Raw genomic sequence first — 19,676 nt, forward strand, 5'->3', positions numbered from 1 at the left:
AGGGCGACATGTTCTGGGATTAATCGGGCAAAGATGCTGGTCAGGCATGGGTGCTCCGCCCCGGGTTGGCATGTTCAACCTGTTCCTTGGTGATATCTCAGAATTTAAATTCGATTTTTAATGCTATTCCGGACTCTTGTTTTGATTGGCGCTCTTTTTGCTGTGTCTTGTCATCCCCATGATGGCGACATCAGGGGGCGGGGGTCGCAAGATTGGGGGCTGGGGGCGGCAAGGTGAACGGGCCGCCGTCCTTGGCGCCGGAGCGGCCTGGTTTTCGGGCAATGGATGCCACCATCAAGTCGGGTTAAGGAGTCATATGGAAGGTGAAATGACCATGTCGTCCGGGCCGGCAGCCAAGGCCCTGGCCCACACCCTCAAGGACGATGTCTACGGCATGGTGCTCGGGGTCATGTTTATCGCCGTGGGGCTCAATCTGCTCAAGTGCTCCGGCATGATCACCGGCGGCATCGCGGGCATCGCCCTGCTGCTCGCCCACGTCAGCAGCCTGCCCATAGGGGTACTCTTCTTCCTGGTGAACCTGCCCTTCATGGTGTTCTGCTACGTCACCATGGGGCGCGCCTTCACCCTCAAGACACTGATCGTCAACCTTGCCCTCTCGGCGGCCACCCAGGCGGTGCCGCTGCTGCTGACGGTGAGCTATGTCCATCCCCTGTTTTCCGCCCTGGTGGGGGGGACCTTCCTCGGCATGGGGGTCTTGTCTCTGGCGCGCCACAATGCCTCGGTGGGGGGCACCGGCGTGGTGACGCTCTGGCTGCAACGGCGCGCCGGTATCAATGCGGGAAAGAGCCAGATGGTGCTGGATGTGCTGGTGTTTGCCCTCTCCCTGCTCACCCTGCCGCTCCCCTTGCTGCTCTGGTCCACCTTAAGCGCGCTGGCCATGAACGCCATGCTGATGAACTGGCACAAGCCGGGCCGCTATCAGGGGGGAGAGGGGTAGTGGGGGAGGGAGCCCCTCTCGCGGGAGACAGCCACACAGGGCGTCAGGCGAATATTTGTTCAGGGGCAAAAAGGATCCTTTTGTCGCGAAAAACGCCATGGTTAGGGTTGTATTGATGGGTATTTTAGCGGTTTGGCCGTCTAAAAACGGGCTATGCCATGAAAAATTCAAAAATACTTCTTTACCAACCGGGAAACCATGAGTAAAATTTGTCGGCAATATTTTACACCCCCACTCCTCAACGGTGAGATATTGCCATGCTCAGGATTGCCAAAGAAGCGCTGACCTTCGACGACGTACTGTTGGTTCCAGCCCACTCCACTGTTCTCCCCAATACCGCCGACCTGCGCACCCAGCTCACGTCTGCCATCTCCCTGAATATTCCGATGATTTCCGCTGCCATGGACACAGTGACCGAAGCCCGTCTGGCTATCGCACTGGCCCAGGAAGGCGGTATCGGCTTCATTCACAAGAACATGTCCATCGAGCAGCAGGCTGCCGAAGTGCGCAAGGTCAAGAAGTACGAGAGCGGCGTGGTCAGCGACCCCGTCACCGTGCGTCCCGACATGACCATCGCCCAGGTCAAGGAGCTGAGCCACAAGAACGGTTTCGCCGGTTACCCCGTGGTGACCGAGGGCAACCTGCTGGTGGGCATCATCACCGGCCGTGACGTGCGCTTCGTGATTGATCTCTCCCAGACCGTCGAGCAGATCATGACCCAGAAGGATCGTCTGGTGACCGTGCGCGAAGGGGCCCCTCGCGAAGAGGTGGTGGCCCTGATGCAAAAGCACCGCATCGAGAAGGTGCTGGTGGTCAACGGCGACTTCAAGCTCAAGGGCATGATCACCGTCAAGGACTTCCAGAAGGCCGAGCGCAAGCCCAACGCCTGTAAAGACGACAAGGGCCGCCTGCGGGTCGGTGCCGCCGTCGGTGCCGGTGCCGGCAACGAAGAGCGCGTCGCCGCCCTGGTGGAAGCCGGTGTGGACGTGCTGCTGATTGACTCCTCCCATGGCCACTCCCAGGGCGTGCTGGATCGCATCAAGGCGACCCGTGATGCCTATCCGGATCTGCAGATCATCGGCGGCAACGTCGCCACCGCCGCCGGTGCCCTGGCGCTGGTCGCCGCCGGCGTCAATGCGGTCAAGGTCGGCATCGGCCCGGGCTCCATCTGTACTACCCGTATCGTGACCGGCGTGGGCGTGCCCCAGATCACCGCCATCTCCGACGCCGTTGACGCCCTGGAAGGCACCGGCGTGCCGGTGATTGCCGATGGCGGCATCCGCTTCTCCGGCGATGTGGCCAAGGCCATCGCCGCGGGCGCCAGCTGCGTCATGGTGGGCTCCATGTTCGCCGGTACCGAAGAGGCGCCGGGCGAGATCGAGCTCTACCAGGGCCGCTCCTTCAAGTCCTACCGCGGCATGGGGTCCCTCGGCGCCATGTCCAAGGGCTCCAGCGATCGCTACTTCCAGACCGACAACGCCGCCGACAAGCTGGTGCCGGAAGGGATCGAAGGGCGCGTCCCCTACAAGGGCCGCCTCAAAGAGATCATCCACCAGCAGATGGGTGGCCTGCGCTCCTCCATGGGCCTGACCGGCTGCGCCACCATCGACGAGATGCGTACCAAGGCCGAGTTCGTGCGCATCTCCGGCGCCGGGATGAAAGAGTCCCACGTCCATGACGTGACCATTACCAAAGAAGCCCCCAACTACCGGATGGGCTGATGAAACGGGGCTGCGGCCCCGTTTCTCCATGATTTTTTATCCCCACGCTTTTTGTGACAACATCAGCCTGATGCAGGAATAAAATGACTAAAAATATTCACGATCACCGTATCCTGATCCTGGATTTCGGTTCCCAGTACACCCAGCTCATCGCCCGCCGTGTCCGTGAAATCGGCGTCTACTGCGAGCTGTGGGCCTGGGATGTGACCGAAGAGCAGATCCGCGAATTCAATCCCAACGGCATTATCCTCTCCGGCGGCCCGGAATCCGTGACCGAGGCCGGCAGCCCGCGCGCCCCCGAGTACGTGTTCAACGCCGGGGTGCCGGTGTTTGGCATCTGCTACGGCATGCAGACCATGGCCGAGCAACTCGGCGGCAAGGTGCAGTCTTCCACCGAACGTGAATTCGGCTATGCCCAGGTCGAAGTGCTGGGTCACTCCGGCCAGACCAGCGCCCTCTTGCGCAACATCGAAGACGCCATCGCCCCCAACGGCAATGCCCTGCTGGATGTCTGGATGAGCCACGGCGACAAGGTCACCGAGATCCCGGCGGGTTTCACCACCATCGCCCAGACCGGCACCTGCCCCCACGCCGCCATGGCCGACGAGACCAAGCGTTTCTACGGTGTGCAGTTCCACCCGGAAGTGACCCACACCCGTCAGGGTGCCCGCATGCTGGAGCACTTCGTCAAAGACGTCTGCGGCTGCCAATGCCTGTGGACCCCGGCCACCATCATCGACGACGCCGTTGCCCGCATCCGCGAGCAGGTGGGTGACGACGAGGTGATCCTGGGCCTCTCCGGCGGCGTGGACTCCTCCGTGGTCGCCATGCTGGTGCACCGCGCCATCGGCGATCGCCTGACCTGCGTCTTCGTCGACAACGGCCTGCTGCGCCTGAACGAAGGCGAGCAGGTGATGGAGATGTTCGGCGATCATTTCGGCCTCAAGATCATCAAGGTCGATGCCGAAGAGCGCTTCCTCGGAGCCCTGGCTGGCATCGACGAGCCGGAAGCCAAGCGCAAGACCATAGGTCGCGTCTTCGTGGAAGTGTTTGACGACGAAGCGAAAAAGCTGAAAAACGCCAAGTGGCTGGCGCAAGGCACCATCTACCCGGACGTCATCGAATCCGCCGCCAGCGCCACTGGCAAGGCCCACGTCATCAAGTCTCACCACAACGTCGGCGGCCTGCCGGAAGAGATGAAGATGGGTCTGGTGGAGCCGCTGCGCGAGCTGTTCAAGGACGAAGTGCGCCGCGTCGGCCTCGAGCTCGGCCTGCCCTACGACATGCTCTACCGTCACCCCTTCCCGGGTCCGGGTCTGGGTGTGCGCGTCCTTGGCGAGGTGAAGAAAGAGTACTGCGATCTGCTGCGCAAGGCTGACGCCATCTTCATCGAAGAGCTGCGCAAGGCCGACCTCTACAACCAGGTCAGCCAGGCGTTCGCCGTCTTCCTGCCGGTGCGCTCCGTCGGCGTCATGGGCGATGGCCGCAAGTACGATTGGGTCATCGCGCTGCGCGCCGTCGAGACCATCGACTTCATGACCGCCCACTGGGCCCACCTGCCGTACGACTTCCTCGGCCACGTGTCGAACCGCATCATCAACGAGATCAACGGCATCTCCCGCGTGGTGTACGACGTCTCCGGCAAGCCGCCCGCAACCATCGAATGGGAATGATCACCCGTTAGGCATTAGCTGGTACTCACCGGCACGAAAAGAAGATTAAGCCCATGTTTACATGGGCTTTTTTGTTTATGTGTTTGGCATGTCCTGGCAACGGATGGCATTGGGAAGCACCACTTGAGTATGGCATTCAAGGTGGTATTATCGAGGCATGATACCATGAGTGATAGCCGATACCATGCTGCTTGATCCTGTATGTTCATGGTATGACATTTATTTAACTGACTGTTTTTATTGGTTTTATTGTCTAATTTCTGGGTGATCTTTCAGCATGGTATCGGATACGAGGAAGGATAAGACTTTTGCTGACTGATACCAAGCTACGCAACCTCAAGCCGAGGGACAAACTTTACAAGGTGAATGACCGGGATGGCCTTTATGTAGCTGTTACCCCCGCCGGTTCGGTCTCGTTCCGTTACAACTACTCGATCAATGGCAGGCAAGAGACGATCACCTTTGGCCGCTACGGTGTCGGTGGTATCAGTTTGGCTGAAGCCCGCGAGCGACTGAATGAAGCCAAGCGGATGGTTGCCGACGGTAAGTCTCCGGCTAAGGAGAAGGCTCGTAAAAAGGCTCGGGTAAAAGATGCTGAAACATTTGGTGCTTGGGCGGAAAAGTGGTTGCGAGGTTACCAGATGGCGGACTCCACCCGTGATATGCGTCGCTCTGTCTATGCTCGGGAACTGGAAACGAAATTTGGCAACCAGAAGCTGACCGAGATCACCCATGAAGATTTGCGCATGCTGACGGATGCCATTGTGGAGCGAGGGGCTCCAGCAACGGCTGTTCATACCCGTGACATAGTGCTACAGATTTATCGTTGGGCCATCGAGCGAGGGCAGAAGGTTGAAAACCCAGCTGACCTTGTTAGACCAACGAGCATTGCCAGATTTGAGCCGCGAGATCGAACTTTGTCGCCTGCAGAAATCCAGCTTATGTATGAATATATGGGGCGGATTGGCACATCGCCCTCCATACGTGCAGCGGTAAAGTTACTGCTTTTGACCATGGTGCGCAAAAGTGAGCTGACAAATGCGACTTGGAGCGAGATAAATTTCAGTGAGGCCCTTTGGACCATCCCAAAAGAGCGGATGAAGCGGCGGTCACCCCATCTGGTGTTTCTATCCAGACAAGCTCTGGACATCCTGATTGCGTTGAAGACCTTCTCTGGTGGCTCTAGCTATATTCTGCCATCCCGTTACGACTCAGATTTGCCCATGAGCAGCGCCACCCTGAATCGGGTGATGACTATGACCTACACATTGGCCCAGAAGGAAGGCAAGCCGCTCGCCAAGTTTGGGCCCCACGACCTTCGTCGCACTGCCAGCACTCTGCTACATGAAGCTGGCTACAACACTGACTGGATTGAGAAATGCCTTGCTCATGAGCAGAAGGGCGTGAGAGCGGTGTATAACAAAGCGGAGTATCGTGATCAGCGTACATCTATGTTGCAAGACTGGGCTGATATGATTGATGAGTGGGTTATTTAGGGGGCTCGCTAACTTGTAAAGGCATCTCTTACAAAAAGGTAATCAGGGATGAAAATAGAGAAGATAAAACTACAGAATTTTCGTTGTTTCGGGCATGAGGTGGTCGAGCTAAATTTCGAGGAAGAACTGACGATACTTGTCGGCGGAAACGGTTCCGGAAAGACGGCAGTGCTGCAAGCTGTGTCCCGGTTGTTTGGTACATCACTAGCGCAGCGGTCGGTACAGCGTCGGGATTTTCACATACCTATTGACCGGCAGGAGCTGCAGTCTGGCGACAGTCTGTTTGTCGAAGCGGTACTTGCCTTCCCTGAACTGGAAGAGCAAGACGCTTCTCCTCTTGATGCCGTTCCGGAGTTCTTCAATCAGATGGCAGCTTCCGGTGAGGGAGAGCCCCTTAAGGCCCGGATACGACTACAAGCAACATGGACAGATGACGGTACGCCGGAAGGAGCAATTGAAGAGGATATACGCTGGATAAGAGTCCTGGATGATAATTTTGAATGGGATGATTGTTCCAGGGTTCAGGCTGTAGAGCGCTCCTCGATCCAGTTTATTTACTTACCGGCAAATCGTGATGCGACGACTCAGGTGACCGCTCTTCTAAAAGGGCGGTTATGGCAGGCTGCCAAATGGTCGACGGCATTTAGGGATGCAAGCTCTGATAATGCCGGTCAGGTCCAAAGCAGTTTCGAGGAAGAGGAGCCGTCGAAGTTTCTGCTGGAGCGTCTTTCGAAGCGTTGGCAACAGGTCCATGAAGCTGATACAGACAGTAAGCCGCGCTTAAGGCTCATCGAAAACCGTTTTGAGGAGCTTGTTCGTAAAGCCGAATTTACCTTTACGCCTGATGAAGAAGGTCAGGAGCGCCGCTTGTCCGAGCTGAGTGACGGACAGCGCTCTCTGTTCCATATCGCCCTTACAGCGGCAACGCTAGAAAGCGAGCGGGAAGCTTTTTCTTTGCCTGCTGATGACAGCTCATTTGAACAGGATAAGTTACGCCGTATTCACCTGACGATTCTTGCCATCGAAGAACCAGAAAACAGCCTGTCACCGTTCTTTTTGTCTCGCATCATCAAGCAGGCGAGAGAGATCGGCGCACTGCCTTCCGCACAGGTTCTACTATCCAGCCATTCCCCGGCTATCCTGAGCCGGATAGAGCCGGAGGAAGTGAGATATTGTCGTATGGACCGGAGCGTCCGGTGCTCATCAATCCGAGAACTGACCCTGCCTGAAGATGATGTTGAGGCCAGCGTGTATGTCAGGTTGGCCGTAAAGGCATACCCCGAACTTTATTTTGCGCGATTTGTAATCCTGGGTGAAGGGGATTCAGAGCGCGTCGTCATTCCGAAAATAGCGGAAAATATGGGGGTGCCACTTGACCCGTCATTTGTTCCTGTCGTCCCGCTAGGAGGACGTTTTGTAGCGCATTTCTGGCGGTTACTTAATGATCTTGAGATTCCACATGCCACATTGCTAGATCTTGATCTGGGGCGCCGACATGGTGGGGCGAATACCATGAGAAGCTGCTTGGAGAACCTGGCCGCTATCGGAAATAATTTTCGAAATAATACTCAATATTTGCTTGGCAATGTCGATCCTGATGAAGCTGATCAGCTCACAGACCAAAACCTTCTTAGCGGTGATATACAAGCAAACTGGCTTCAAGCTTTCTGTGAGGAAGGTGTTTTCTTCTCCTATCCTATCGATCTCGATTTTGCAATGCTATGCGCATTTCCTCATGCATATCAGGTACCTAACCCCGGTGGGCGCGGCCCTATGGGGAGTGCAGATGCAATTCAGGCTAGGAAGTGCACTACCCTGAAAACAGGTGGGAGTCCCGCTTTATACACTCATCATTATGATGACGCTTTTAAATGGTACCCGTATCTGTTCCTGAGCAGCAGCAAGCCCGAGACTCACCTATCGGCCTTTTCTCGTATTCCTGACGGCGATATTGCTAGGTTAGCACCTCATGAGCTTAGGACGCTTATTGAGTATGTAAAACAGAAGCTTGAGCTGCCGGGAGAGGATGCATGACTCGCGTACGCAAGGATGATTGGGTACCTCAGGGGGTCGGTGGTCTGGAAGGCAGAGCGTGGGAGGCTTTACGTGAAACCGATAGCAGCATCCTCGTGACCGCTGGTGCCGGAGCGGGAAAAACTGAGTTTCTGGCACAGAAGGCGACCTATCTTCTGGAGACAGGTATTTGTCCGGCCTCCAAACGTATTCTGGCCATCAGCTTTAAAAAAGATGCCGCCCAAAACCTCGCTGAAAGGGTTGCAAAGCGTTGCCCGAGAGATCAGGCGCGGCGCTTTGATTCAATGACTTTTGATGCCTTTACCAAGGGACTTCTGGACCGGTTTCGCCCTGCTTTACCTGAGCCGTTCAATGCGCCTGGCACCTATCAGATCGTTACACCATTTCGTCGGGATTATGAGGATTTTCTTGAACGTCACGGTTATCACGGTGTGAGTGTTCAACAGCTTGAGAGAAGACTGCTTATGGCAGACTTGTCAATGGACTTGTCAAATGGATCTGAAGTACACCGTGCGTTAGCAGATTACTGGCATGAACAATTCTTCGGGGGCGACGAGATCTCTCTATCATTCCCGATGATAAACAGGCTTGTAAAACTGTTGCTTCAGGAAAATTCATATATCCGTCGGGCCTTACAGGCAACGTATCCCATCGTCTTTCTTGATGAATACCAGGATACTACCTATGCCCAGTACGACATGCTGCAAACGGCATTCGATGGTAGCGATGCTGTCTTTACAGCAGTCGGCGATGATAAGCAGCGTATCATGGGATGGGCGGGAGCCATGAATGACGCCTTCGACCAGTTTGAAAACGACTTTGGTGCGAGGCGCATCACATTGCTTTCAAACTGGCGGTCACATGCGGATCTGGTTCTTATTCAGCACGAGATTGCCCGCCGGATAGACGGCAATGTGGAAGCTGTGCAGGCACAAGGGACCCGTGAAATTGAAGGTGAGGTTTCTGCTATCTGGCAATTCCGGAACGCAGATGACGAGAACAATTATCTGGCTGAATGGGTGAGCCGTGAGGTTCAGTCAGGGCGTGTAGCACCACATGATGTAGCAATTCTGATCAGAATGCGGGCAGATCAGGTGGAGGGTGAGATAGCTCCTGCTTTTGCGGCACGCGGTCTCAGGATCAGAAATGCGGCCCGGTCAGTCGGTGAAATTCAGATACAGGATCTGCTTGGTGAAGAGCTGACCAGCATATTCGTTCCTTTGCTCCGCCTGGGAGCGACGGACCGAAGCCCGGAAAATTGGGAGCAGGCCCAGCAGAACTATCTGTTTCTGGAGGCTGCCGATCCGGATAACGATCTCACGCAGGAAAGATTACTGGTTCAGCTTGAAGCATTCGTCCGTCAATTAAGGGAAGAGTTGGCGCGTCGCCAGCCTGATCTGGATGCAGCGGAAGAGATTGCAGAGATGCTTCTTGAATTTGTAGGAACCCCTGCGCTTCGGCAATCTTTTCCCGCTTATCAGCGGGAAAGGGACTTTGAGAGGGTATGGAGTGGATTTGTCACACTCCTGAAAGAGTGCGCAGAACATAGCAGCAGCTGGACGGAAGCGCTGGATGAGTTTGAAGGTATTGGCCAGGTGGCTCTGATGACCGTCCATAAAAGCAAAGGTCTTGAGTTCCACACGATGATATTTTATGGGCTCGACAATCAGACTTGGTGGAGCCTTACGCCGCAACGGGGTGAAGAGCTAAACACTTTTTTTGTTGCCTTTACCAGAGCAAAGCAGCGTGCGTTTTTCTCCCAGTGCGTTGAGCGAGGGCATGCTATTGGCTGGATACAGCGATTATTGGCCCCGGCGGGAGTCGATACTATAGATGGTGCGACCATATTGGGTGAAAACTGAATATGGCCTAGGTGATTTATCTCTGCCCATGTAATAAAAGTTTCATGTCTCTTTAGAGTAGATGCTTTCTACCAATTTGGACAGAGAGCATCTGCTCAAGGCTGAGCGGGTATATTTTAGCGGCTAAAAATTTTTTTCAGTCTTAGATGCACTCATAATTTGAACTCCTTTCGAACTGACGCCAACGCTTTAGATACAGCTTGTCGTGTTATTGGCTGTTGCTTGGCATTTAGTATCCGTTGACCAATCTCTGTTTGATTGAACCCTAATCTTTTGAGTACTAACATCTTTTTCTTGGCGTCTGACAGTCTTGAATCCACCATTCTACGAGCCATATTACGCAATTCGTCTTCATCTGCTGACTGCAAGGTTAATCTCAGCATTAATTGAAAAAAATAATTTTCTATTAGTTCATCGTCTGATAGCGCATTAGGTATTGAGCGGTTGGCACACTGATGAGTCAGTCTGGCAAGTTCGATATTGAATTGTGTCAGAGAGCGTTTGGATCTTCTATATAAAGGATTCCACTCGCCAGTTACCAGTTTGGGTCGGTGCTCGCTGCAATACTGATGACTGAGCTCTAATTTCTTGTGATCTTCGAGTTCGGAATTATTGATCCGGTTCTCCTCCACAGTTTCCATAAAGGTAGCAAACTCAGTCATATTCCCGCAGAACTCGCAAAATCCATTTTTTCGTTGCTTGTTCAGGTTGACCCCTTTTTTGGAGGCAGACCTTTTGGGGGATTTACATGCGCAGCACCAGACTAATCCAATCAAAGATTCAAGCGTAGCGACCAAGCACATGTCTCTCGTCGTTTGCTGGTCTTCAGTTTTGATGAACTGTCGCAATAACTGACGTTGCATACGGACCATGGCCTCTAGCCCCACCAGTCTGACAATTTCACTGAAAGGTACACCGACCGCCGCACCAGGAAGATACCCTGTGTAGTTTGCTGGAACAGTCTTTATGTAGCTATTTACAGCGTGGTCTAGGACTTCCTTGATCAAGCGAAGGATGGGGTAGCGGCGTGATGACACTGAGTATGGTAGCCAGAGTTCTTCAAACTGCTGGATGGCAGCCGAAATGTGATGATCGCAGTTTTCCCAGATGACTATCTTTGGTGCTTTTTTCATGTCAACCATTTTAGCCAATTAATGCGCTTACTCAAGTTGTATTGCTTGGCACTATGGCGCCTTCACTGGTTGCTGGAGGCAAACACATGCAAACAATGGCATTCAAGACCCTGATTAATAGAAAAGCACTTTTGGACATGATCCCACTTTCTGCGCGAACAATTTACAACATGGAACTCCGGGGAGAATTCCCGCGTCGTATTGCGCTGACAAGCAGAAATGTTGCTTGGGATCTATCGGAAGTCGAAAAATGGATTGAAGAGCGCAAGTCTTCCGGATTTCATGCTTCACGCCCCGGCCAGACTATTGGAGGTTAATAGCATGGCCCTCGATCTCATGGCCGCTTTTACTGAGCTACCGCCGCCTATTGATTACGTTCTACCGAATATGGTTGCGGGAACTGTAGGCGCAATTGTTTCACCTGGTGGGGCGGGTAAGTCCATGTTGGCCTTACAGCTTGCGACACAGATTGCTGGAGGCCCAGATCTACTGAACATTGGTGAGTTCCTCACAGGAGCTGTGGCTTACCTGCCAGCTGAAGATCCGACCGCCACGATTCATCATCGGTTACATGTATTGGGTGCACATCTCACGCTTACAGAACAGCAGGCGGTAGCTGATGGATTACTGATTGAGCCGCTGATCGGTCGGTGTCCTGACATTATGTCTTCGGCGTGGTTCGACGGACTCAGACAGGTTGCTGATGGCCGACGCCTGCTCATTCTGGATACTCTGCGGCGCTTCCATATTGAGGAGGAGAACGCCAGTGGGCCAATGTCGCAGGTGATTGGCAGGATGGAGGCCATCGCTGTCGAAACGGGCTGCGCTATCGTATTTCTCCATCACTCCAGCAAGGGGGCGACCATGATGGGGGCTGGTGACCAACAGCAGGCCAGTCGTGGTTCATCTGTATTGGTCGATAACATCCGTTGGCAATCCTACCTTTCGGGGATGACGCCAAAGGAAGCCGAAGAGTTGGGGGTCAACGACGGCCAACGCGGTTACTTCGTCCGCTTTGGCGTCAGCAAAGCCAACTATGGCGCGCCTTTTGCCGAACGTTGGTTGCGCCGTCATGAGGGGGGCGTACTCAAGCCGGCTGTGTTGGAGAAACGGCGTAAAACGAGAGAAGTATTGCCGTTCAAGAAATCGGAAATTGCTCTGGAGGGCGCTGATGACAATTGGTAACAAGGTCGTTCCAACCAGTACCAGCGCACAAGCACGAGTGATGATCTACCAAGCGACTCAACGTCCGAGCATGAGGGAGGCAAACTGGATGAAGACATCCTTTGGCCGTTGCTCTATTCAGGGGAGGTTAGGACAGCGGCACGCAGATGTTGTTGAGGCGATTCTGTATTGTGCAGAACGTCGCCGCGATGTGTCCGATGGTGGTGTCGAGCTTTTGGTAGACCCTGCCAAAGTGCGGAAAACGCTGTCAGATAGCCGGTATAGCCTCTTCCAGCTTGAGAAATTACTGACTGAGCTGCGAGCAGCAACCGTAACTATTGAAACGTCACAGTTCGATTTTCCAATAATCGGTGGTTTGATAGATCATGTTATCCCTTCACCGATGACACGCCTTGATCCTCTGACGGGAGGGGAGCGGAACTTATGGAGAGTTCGGCTTGGTATCGCACTGGTCATGCTATTGGAGCATGACCTAAGCCTGTACTACGATCCGGCCCCCATTGCCCGTTTGCGGCACGGTATTAGCCAAGCTATTGCTCGCCATATATTGACTCACAAGCATGAGCCCGCCGGAGGATGGCATGTTGACACCCTGATTCGCGCAGTGTGTGGTGAAAATCTTAATAGTCAAAAGATACGAAATGAGCGTTACAGGCTCAGGGAAGATGCGGAAAAATTGCATGCAGTTGGGATAGCGATAGATGCTGAAAATAGGATAAAGCGTCTCACACCCGCCCGATAGCGTTTCACACCCGCCCGATAGCGTTTCACACCCGCCCGATGGCGTTTCACACCCGCCCGATTTTTTACTGTTTTGGCAGGATATTCAGGATATCTCAGGATCTCCAGGCGGTGTAACCGTCCGCTTTATGCGGACGGTTACACCTTGTCGGACTTCGCAATCGGCCAGAGGCCGATAATTGAACGCCAGGAAAGGATCTAGCCCTATAAGCTGACTGAGGGGAGATCGTAGGAAAGTGCATGGAAACTATGTGTAAAGTTATTGGGTTTAGCTAAGTAAAGCATATGTATTTTCGTAGTAATTTACTGTTTTGTATGGCTTTTTATCTGTTTTTAGATCTTTTTCTGGCGTAAGTGAATTACTTAATCCTATGTATGGCGATAACAGCCCTTTCCTATTGAGTATCCCCGAGAGATACAAGGCTGATCTGAGGGCAGGATGTGTGAAGTTAGCTAACCGGCAAGCCGGTTAACTCTCTTCACTGTCCCTTATTCGCACCTGCGGCGCTCAACGTGTATCCCGCACTGCGGGGCTTGTCAGTTACGCAGGTGATCACGAGTCCTGTTTAGTCGGGCAATCGTTCCGTCTACGAGCCAACACTGTCCGCATCTTGGCTGATGATTCGGCCATATCCCGACGAAGCTCAGCAAGTTCATGGGCTGTCAGTCTTCGAATCCCTTTGCTTATGGCGTTAGCTTCGAATGACAAGGCTTGGTCGGAGTTATTGCCAGATTTTGTGAGTACCTTTTTACTCATGCGTCATACCTATCGATTCCTCAATATACCCAGTGTAACGTTCATAAAGCGGTGGTTTTATGAACAAGGCGCAAAGCTTTGTTTTTGCTCGTCTACGGAGGCAACGAATGTTAATATTCCCGTCAAGTTTTCAATGTTCTAGTTGCGCCAATGAATCAACGCATAGGATATGCCCGAGTATCAATTCATGACCAGCACTTAGACCTTCAGCTCAGTGTTCTCAAGCAGGCTGGATGCAGCATTATCTATGAAGAAGTTGTTAGCGATAAGAACAGCGCACGTCCTGAGCTTGAACGGTGCTGTCAAGCACTACGAGCAGGTGATACTCTCGTTGTTTTTCGGCTGGATCGGCTCGGGCGTAGTCTGCCAAATTTAGTGCAGATAGTGACCAGTTTGATCGAGAGAGGTGTTGGCTTTGAGTCGCTTACAGAGCAGATTGAGGCTACAGATACTTCTGGCAAGTTGATTTTTCATCTTTTCTCTGCATTGGCCGAGTTTGAGCGAAATCTGCTTCGGGAACGTACAAAAGTTGGTCTTGCTGCTGCTCGTGCACGTGGTCGCTTAGGTGGTAGGAAACCGAAGCTAAACGCCAAGCAGATTAGTCATATTAAAACATTGTTGTGTGAGCCAAACGTTAGCGTGACTGAGTTAGCTCGCGACTACGGAGTGTCGCGAACGACGATTTACAAGTACTGCCGTGTGAGCATCTGAAAGAGATGGAAATGTAATGAAATTCGCATACGAAGACCTAAGCGATGGCCAGTTCGAGATGCTGATCGTTCTTCTGTGTCAGCGGCTGCTTGGGGCCGCCGTACAGGGCTTTGCAAAAGGACCTGATGGCGGACGTGATGCCAAGTTTTTGGGAACTGCTGAGCTGCACCCTAGCAAGTCAGCTCCATGGGTTGGTATAACCATTGTCCAGGCCAAACATACCAACGGGTATAACCGTAATTTTTCCGAACTAGACTTTTTCAGTGTGAAATCCGTGAATTCTGTGCTGGGGAAAGAAATTCCTCGTATTCAGAAACTTCGTAAAGCTAAACAGCTAGACCACTACATGCTATTTGCTAACCGTCGTCTGTCTGGCAATGCCGAAACAGAAATACGTGAGTACATCGCGTCTCAGTGTGATATCCCTACGTCCTCAATCTATCTTTGCGGATTGGAACAACTGGAAATCTGGCTGAAGCGCTTCCCAGAAGTTGCTAGGGAGGCAGATCTTGATCCGGTTGATTCACCGTTGATTGTCAGCCCAGATGATTTGGCAGATGTAGTGCAAGCACTAGCGCGACATAAGGATAGTGTGACCGTACTGCTTGACGATCCACCGACAGAGCGAGTGAGCTTTGAGCGGAAAAATACACTTAACAACATGAGTGCTGATTATGCCAAGGCTCTACGGCAGAAGTATCTGAAAGAGACCGCTCAAATTCGACGGTTTTTGTCTGCACCGGAGAACCTAGAACTTCTGCACATGTACGAGTCGGTAGTCGATGAGTTCCAGCTCAAAATCATCGCTAAGCGGCGGGACTACCAGACCTTTGATGATGTTATGGAATATCTTGTAGATCTGTTGTTTAGCCGTGATCCTGTTTTGCGGCAGCACATTCACAAGCGTTTAACGCGAGCTGTACTGTTCTACATGTATTGGAATTGTGATATCGGGGAGGTGGGTGATGCTGCGGCCGACTAAGCACTCCCATCCTGACCGGACAGTCATCAACGTAGCTTTGTTGTTGCTTGCTCGTCTTAAGACTCGGCGCGTTGATGAATATGATGCTCTATGTAAGTTTGCAAAAAAAAGTGTTGTCGGTGGGGACGTATTGTTCTTACCTGCGCTGAATTTTCTATATCTCATGGGGTTGATCGAGTATCGCCCTAAAACCGACGCTGTGGAGTATGTTGGTCCAAATGAAGCTCTCTAGACTCTATTCTAACAAGCCTGACTTATTTGAGCCCGTGGAGTTTGTTCAGGGCCTGAACGTCATAATGGCTGAGATTCGCCTGCCGGAGAACCGAAATAAGGACACCCATAATCTCGGTAAGACAACGCTAGGACGTTTGCTTGACTTCTGCTTCCTTGCTAAACGCGATCCAAAGTTCTTTCTTTTCAAGCATGCAGCATCATTCCAGGATTTCGTCTTTTTCTTAGAGATTGAGTTGGAAGATACTTCATTTGTAACAATCCGACGCGGAGTTGAAGAGGCCACCAAGATTAGCTTCAAACGCCATGAGGCTGGTTATCAGAATTTCTCGGGGCTATACCTTGCGGACTGGGATCACCAGAACATGCCTTTCGAGCGTGCACGTGACCTGTTAGATGGATTGCTTGACTGGCGAGCACTCAAGCCTTGGACATACCGAAAAGGCTTGGGTTATCTGTTGCGATCTCAAGACGATTTCCGTGATGTGTTTCATTTACGCAAGTTTGCGGCAGCGCATTCTGATTGGAAACCTTACCTAGCTCATGTTCTTGGTTTTGACGCTCAGCTTGTCTCACAGCATTATGAGAAAGAAGAGCAGCTAGCGAAAAAACAAGCTACTGCACAGACCATCAAGAACGAGCTTGGAGGTTCGATTGAGGATATTAGCAAGATTGAGGGTATTCTGTTACTCAAGCAAAGAGAGGCAGAGAAAAAGCAAGCTTTGCTAGATGCATTCGACTTTCGTGCTCAGGATAAGGACAGCACTAAGCAGTTGGTCGATGATATCGACGAACGTATTGCATCTCTAAACTCTGAACGCTATTCACTCAACCAGAGTCGGAAGAAAATCATCGCGTCTCTGGAAGAAGATCAGATCCTTTTCAATCCTGATGAGGCTCAGCGTCTATTTGAAGAAGTTGGCGTCTTATTCAATGGGCAGCTCAAGAAGGATTTTCAACAGTTAATTGACTTTAATCGGGCTATTACTGATGAACGTCGTGGCTATCTGCAGGAAGAGCGGGCAGAGGTCGAAACTGAGCTGAAACGTATCAATGCAGAACTGAATTCCCTGGGGAAAAAACGCTCGGAGATGCTGTCATTTCTAAGCGAAACTGACATTTTTGGCAAATACAAGGTTGTCTCTGACGAGATGGTGACACTGCGTGCTGATATCACATCTCTAGAGCGTCAGCGTGGCTTCTTGCATCGTTTACAGGAACTGCGAACAGAAATCAGAGCATTGACCGAAGAGTGTGGGCATTTACAGATCCAGATTGAGGCGAATGTCGAGAAGCAAAATTCTGATCAGAACAGCTTGTTTTCAGCAATCCGAGTGTTCTTCAGCGAGATTGTCGAAGAGGTTATTGATCGTAAAGCTCTGTTAAGTGTATCTCCCAATCAAGCCGGCCATCTAGAGTTCAAGGCTGAAATCCTTGATGAGTCAGGGAATGCGACTAGTGCGGACCTTGGACATACATATCGTAAACTGTTGTGTGTAGCCTTTGACTTGGCTGTATTACGTGCGCACTTAGATGAAAAATACCCTCGTTTTGTTTATCACGATGGGGTGTTTGAGTCTTTGGATGATCGCAAGAAGGAAAATCTTTTATCTATAATTCGCCGGTATGATGAATTGGGACTGCAGTTAATAATCACGCTCATAGATTCGGATTTACCAGCGCGTGCCTCGCATGATGAGCCAGTGTTTTCATCTGATGAAGTTGTGATTACTTTACACGATGAGGGAGAGCAAGGGCGACTCTTCAAAATGAAATCCTGGTAAGGAATTTTTTAAATGGAATTTTTCATGGTATTTAGTATTGGTTGTTGTTTATGTACTTGAAAAGTAACGAATTTATAGCCATGTTTACAATTGAATGGGAATAAAAGGCGTGGGAATAAGCGGCTAACGCCTCTCCCAGCGGTAACGCAAAACTGTCAAAAAGGCGCCCTTGAGGCGCCTTTTCTTTTTCCAATCGTTTGCGAGAAAATTTTTCCCCTGGCGCAGGGGTTGAGGGCTCTGTTGCCAACGTTGTCGTGATGAGTGCCCGAGTCGATCGGAAGCGCCTCATCTATCGCGTCCACATAGGGCGGCAGGCTACGGTTTATCCAGACAGGGGAGGGGGAGCAAACCCTGTCCGTCAGTTGCCATGCGGGCAATGGAACCGGATCCCCGTCGCTTCGATGCCCCATCTTGATGCAAGAGGGTGATACGAGCTGCTGATACGCCCCCCCAAGATGGGGTAATTTCTTGATCTGGCTTGGGAAACGCCCACCTTCCGCTTTTTCTTGTCTCTCATGCTCGCTAGGATAGCCGTCTGGGTATGGCCTCTTTGTCGTCACCTATGAGGAGTCAGGCCAGAAATATCGCGAGGGTCAAAGACCGCAAACTGGCGGTTGTCGTGCGGTAGCTTGGCTGTTATTCGGGAATGGCACGGGCGGACTGGGTACCAGTGGGTGTCGCAGTGGATAGAAGCGAATGCAACAGCGAGTCAGTACCAGCAGCATCTTCTATGCGGATGTTTCAGTGATGCAAATGCATCACTACTTTGACTTGTTCACGCAGGCGGGTTTGGTGGTGCTTTCCATGGCTGATTTCTTTTCTGTATTTCATACGGCGTAAGTCATAGAGCCACAAGAGGAAGTCAGGCGAATATGCTCAGCTGTCAGAAATTGGTTGGTAATATTATGATTTAAAATGAGTTTTTATGGCGGTTATGAAGATGAAGCGGAGTTATACAGAAGGCTCTGCTATTGGATTAGTACCGCCTTCCATCTAATCACTGTTAGGCGCTTGAGTTCAAAGCCATGGCAACACAGAAGCTCACACTGGTAGAAAACGCGTTCGACAGCCTTGAGCATGCGATTTCGCATCTCAACGCAATGCCCAAGGCGCCAACAGCAGGAACCTTCAAGCGCATCATCCTGGACCTCTCTCACGTAGCAGAACTTCTTTTCAAAGAACGTCTTCGCCAAATTCACCCTGCGTTTATTCTGTCTGACGTTGATAAGTACCCCTCTGCTACAGCTCACACCGTGACGGCTGCGGATGCTTTACGCCGCCTTCAAAGAATTGGAGAGGTTGAGTTCACTGAGGCTGACCAAAGCGCATTAAAAACCATCAGAGAGAAGAGGAATGAAATTGAGCACTATGAGTTCTCCATTGACGCAACCGAGGCAAAGGTTGTCATTGGTAGCGTGCTCGCTTTTATCTTTCGCTTCGCCACAGATGAAGTAGGGCTCGATTGGGCTGGCCGCAGGATTGAAGATCCGGCGTGGAAGCGCCTCAATGAGTATGCCGAGTTCTATGAACTTGAAAAGGCTCGCGTCTTAGAGGCGCTAAACGGCAGCGGTATTCCTACGATGGAATGCCCGATGTGCGGCAATGAGACTTTCGACATGGAGGCAGAGGTCTGTGTGCTGTGTGGTCACAATGAACCCGTGCTCCAGTGCAAGTCATGCAAGGCAGACTATCTCTACTCGAATGTGGAATACGAAGAAGCCGAGCTTTGCCCTCAATGCGAATGGGAAGACGGCTATGCAGCAGCACATTACGAGAAGTACTAGTAACGCGCCACGCCTAACTAGTCGGTCAAGCGGACGCCAACAAGGGCCATGCCTTTGGCATTCTGATGGCCCTTGTTGGTACGGTAATCCCCCCCTGGATATAGCCGGACGACTGTCCGGCTATATCTGATGGTCTGTTGCCTCATGATCAGTCGGCTCTTTTCCCCCTATCAGACCGGCGAACTTCACTCATATCTCGCCGCTTCCCAGGCGTGTATGGCCTGTTTGCGGGTCTCGCCCCAGTGATAGCCGCCGAGCTTGCCGTTTTGCTGGATGACCCTGTGGCAGGGGATCATCAAGGCGACGGGGTTGGCGCCTACTGCCAGACCCACGGCACGGGCGGCCTTGGGGTTGCCGATGGTCCTCGCCACCTGGGCGTAGCTCACCACCTTGGCTGGCGGGATCTCGAGCAGTGCCCGCCAGACGCTGATCTGAAAGTAGGTACCGCTCACATGCAGGGAGGTGGGGCGTTACCCTAACAACGAGTTCAAATCGCTCGCCTGGCTCACTGGGACTGGCTAAAATCCGCCCCTTGATAAAACGTGGGGGCAATGAGAGCCGCATAGCCATGGGTATTTCAATCATGTGACCAATCCAGGTCGGTGCACGCCTTTGTCGTTCAAT

At 52.2% G+C, this 19,676-nt stretch carries 16 protein-coding genes and 1 pseudogene; 15 read left to right on the top strand and 2 right to left on the bottom strand.

The features are described 5' to 3' along the window. The first annotated feature begins 316 nt into the window (after nucleotides 1–316). From ACLHZ1_RS10270 to ACLHZ1_RS10295, 6 genes are all read left to right on the top strand, one after another. Nucleotides 317–958, top strand: a complete 642-nt coding sequence (locus tag ACLHZ1_RS10270; RefSeq protein ID WP_427262020.1) for a YitT family protein — start codon at nucleotides 317–319, stop codon at nucleotides 956–958. 257 nt (nucleotides 959–1,215) lie between these two features. Continuing rightward, a complete protein-coding gene (gene guaB / locus ACLHZ1_RS10275) occupies nucleotides 1,216–2,679 on the top strand; it encodes an IMP dehydrogenase (protein WP_427262021.1) in 1,464 nt (487 codons plus the stop codon). A gap of 83 nt (nucleotides 2,680–2,762) precedes the next feature. Continuing rightward, nucleotides 2,763–4,352, top strand: coding sequence for a glutamine-hydrolyzing GMP synthase (guaA, locus tag ACLHZ1_RS10280; protein ID WP_427262022.1), 1,590 nt, complete (start codon nucleotides 2,763–2,765; stop codon nucleotides 4,350–4,352). A 308-nt stretch (nucleotides 4,353–4,660) separates the two neighbouring features. Further along, nucleotides 4,661–5,848 (top strand): tyrosine-type recombinase/integrase, encoded by a 1,188-nt coding sequence (locus ACLHZ1_RS10285; RefSeq protein ID WP_427262023.1) that lies wholly within the window; start codon nucleotides 4,661–4,663, stop codon nucleotides 5,846–5,848. Between the two features lie 48 nt (nucleotides 5,849–5,896). Then, entirely contained in the window at nucleotides 5,897–7,882 is a 1,986-nt protein-coding gene (locus ACLHZ1_RS10290) for an ATP-dependent nuclease (RefSeq protein ID WP_427262024.1), read from the top strand. Then, on the top strand, nucleotides 7,879–9,744 hold the full coding sequence (locus tag ACLHZ1_RS10295) for a UvrD-helicase domain-containing protein (RefSeq protein ID WP_427262025.1): 1,866 nt from the start codon (nucleotides 7,879–7,881) through the stop codon (nucleotides 9,742–9,744). The genes ACLHZ1_RS10290 and ACLHZ1_RS10295 overlap by 4 nt, the downstream gene beginning before the upstream one ends. A 152-nt stretch (nucleotides 9,745–9,896) precedes the next feature. Here ACLHZ1_RS10295 and ACLHZ1_RS10300 read toward each other — a convergent pair whose 3' ends face one another. After that, the gene (locus ACLHZ1_RS10300) at nucleotides 9,897–10,877 is read right to left on the bottom strand and encodes a hypothetical protein (RefSeq protein WP_427262026.1); all 981 of its coding nucleotides are present in this window, start codon (nucleotides 10,875–10,877) and stop codon (nucleotides 9,897–9,899) included. Nucleotides 10,878–10,963: 86 nt separating this feature from the next. On the opposite strand from ACLHZ1_RS10300, the gene ACLHZ1_RS10305 reads away from it, so the two are divergent. The 9 genes from ACLHZ1_RS10305 to ACLHZ1_RS10345 all read left to right on the top strand — a co-directional run bounded on the left by ACLHZ1_RS10305 (nucleotide 10,964) and on the right by ACLHZ1_RS10345 (nucleotide 19,052). Then, on the top strand, nucleotides 10,964–11,194 hold the full coding sequence (locus tag ACLHZ1_RS10305) for a helix-turn-helix transcriptional regulator (RefSeq protein ID WP_033134993.1): 231 nt from the start codon (nucleotides 10,964–10,966) through the stop codon (nucleotides 11,192–11,194). Nucleotides 11,195–11,198: 4 nt separating this feature from the next. After that, nucleotides 11,199–12,062, top strand: a complete 864-nt coding sequence (locus ACLHZ1_RS10310; protein WP_427262027.1) for a helicase RepA family protein — start codon at nucleotides 11,199–11,201, stop codon at nucleotides 12,060–12,062. Continuing rightward, entirely contained in the window at nucleotides 12,049–12,804 is a 756-nt protein-coding gene (locus ACLHZ1_RS10315; protein WP_427262028.1) for an ABC transporter ATPase, read from the top strand. Before ACLHZ1_RS10310 ends, ACLHZ1_RS10315 begins: the two co-directional genes overlap by 14 nt. Before the next feature lie 906 nt (nucleotides 12,805–13,710). Continuing rightward, a complete protein-coding gene (locus tag ACLHZ1_RS10320) occupies nucleotides 13,711–14,271 on the top strand; it encodes a recombinase family protein (protein ID WP_427262029.1) in 561 nt (186 codons plus the stop codon). Between the two features lie 16 nt (nucleotides 14,272–14,287). Further along, the gene (locus ACLHZ1_RS10325; RefSeq protein WP_201956363.1) at nucleotides 14,288–15,253 is read left to right on the top strand and encodes an ABC-three component system protein; all 966 of its coding nucleotides are present in this window, start codon (nucleotides 14,288–14,290) and stop codon (nucleotides 15,251–15,253) included. Beyond that, nucleotides 15,237–15,485 (top strand): ABC-three component system middle component 8, encoded by a 249-nt coding sequence (locus ACLHZ1_RS10330; RefSeq protein WP_319893861.1) that lies wholly within the window; start codon nucleotides 15,237–15,239, stop codon nucleotides 15,483–15,485. The genes ACLHZ1_RS10325 and ACLHZ1_RS10330 overlap by 17 nt, the downstream gene beginning before the upstream one ends. A 64-nt stretch (nucleotides 15,486–15,549) precedes the next feature. Further along, on the top strand, nucleotides 15,550–17,268 hold the full coding sequence (locus ACLHZ1_RS10335) for a DUF2326 domain-containing protein (RefSeq protein ID WP_234917548.1): 1,719 nt from the start codon (nucleotides 15,550–15,552) through the stop codon (nucleotides 17,266–17,268). A gap of 696 nt (nucleotides 17,269–17,964) precedes the next feature. Continuing rightward, complete coding sequence (locus ACLHZ1_RS10340; protein ID WP_427262030.1) at nucleotides 17,965–18,108, top strand: hypothetical protein; 144 nt, start codon at nucleotides 17,965–17,967, stop codon at nucleotides 18,106–18,108. Between the two features lie 185 nt (nucleotides 18,109–18,293). Next, nucleotides 18,294–19,052, top strand: a complete 759-nt coding sequence (locus ACLHZ1_RS10345) for a hypothetical protein (protein WP_182310606.1) — start codon at nucleotides 18,294–18,296, stop codon at nucleotides 19,050–19,052. 185 nt (nucleotides 19,053–19,237) lie between these two features. Here ACLHZ1_RS10345 and ACLHZ1_RS10350 read toward each other — a convergent pair. Further along, a pseudogene (locus ACLHZ1_RS10350) lies at nucleotides 19,238–19,522 on the bottom strand (methylated-DNA--[protein]-cysteine S-methyltransferase); the annotation flags it as partial. Nucleotides 19,523–19,676 lie beyond the last annotated feature (154 nt).

It is taken from the genome of Aeromonas sobria, from assembly GCF_050266975.1.
Taxonomy (GTDB): domain Bacteria; phylum Pseudomonadota; class Gammaproteobacteria; order Enterobacterales; family Aeromonadaceae; genus Aeromonas; species Aeromonas sobria_B.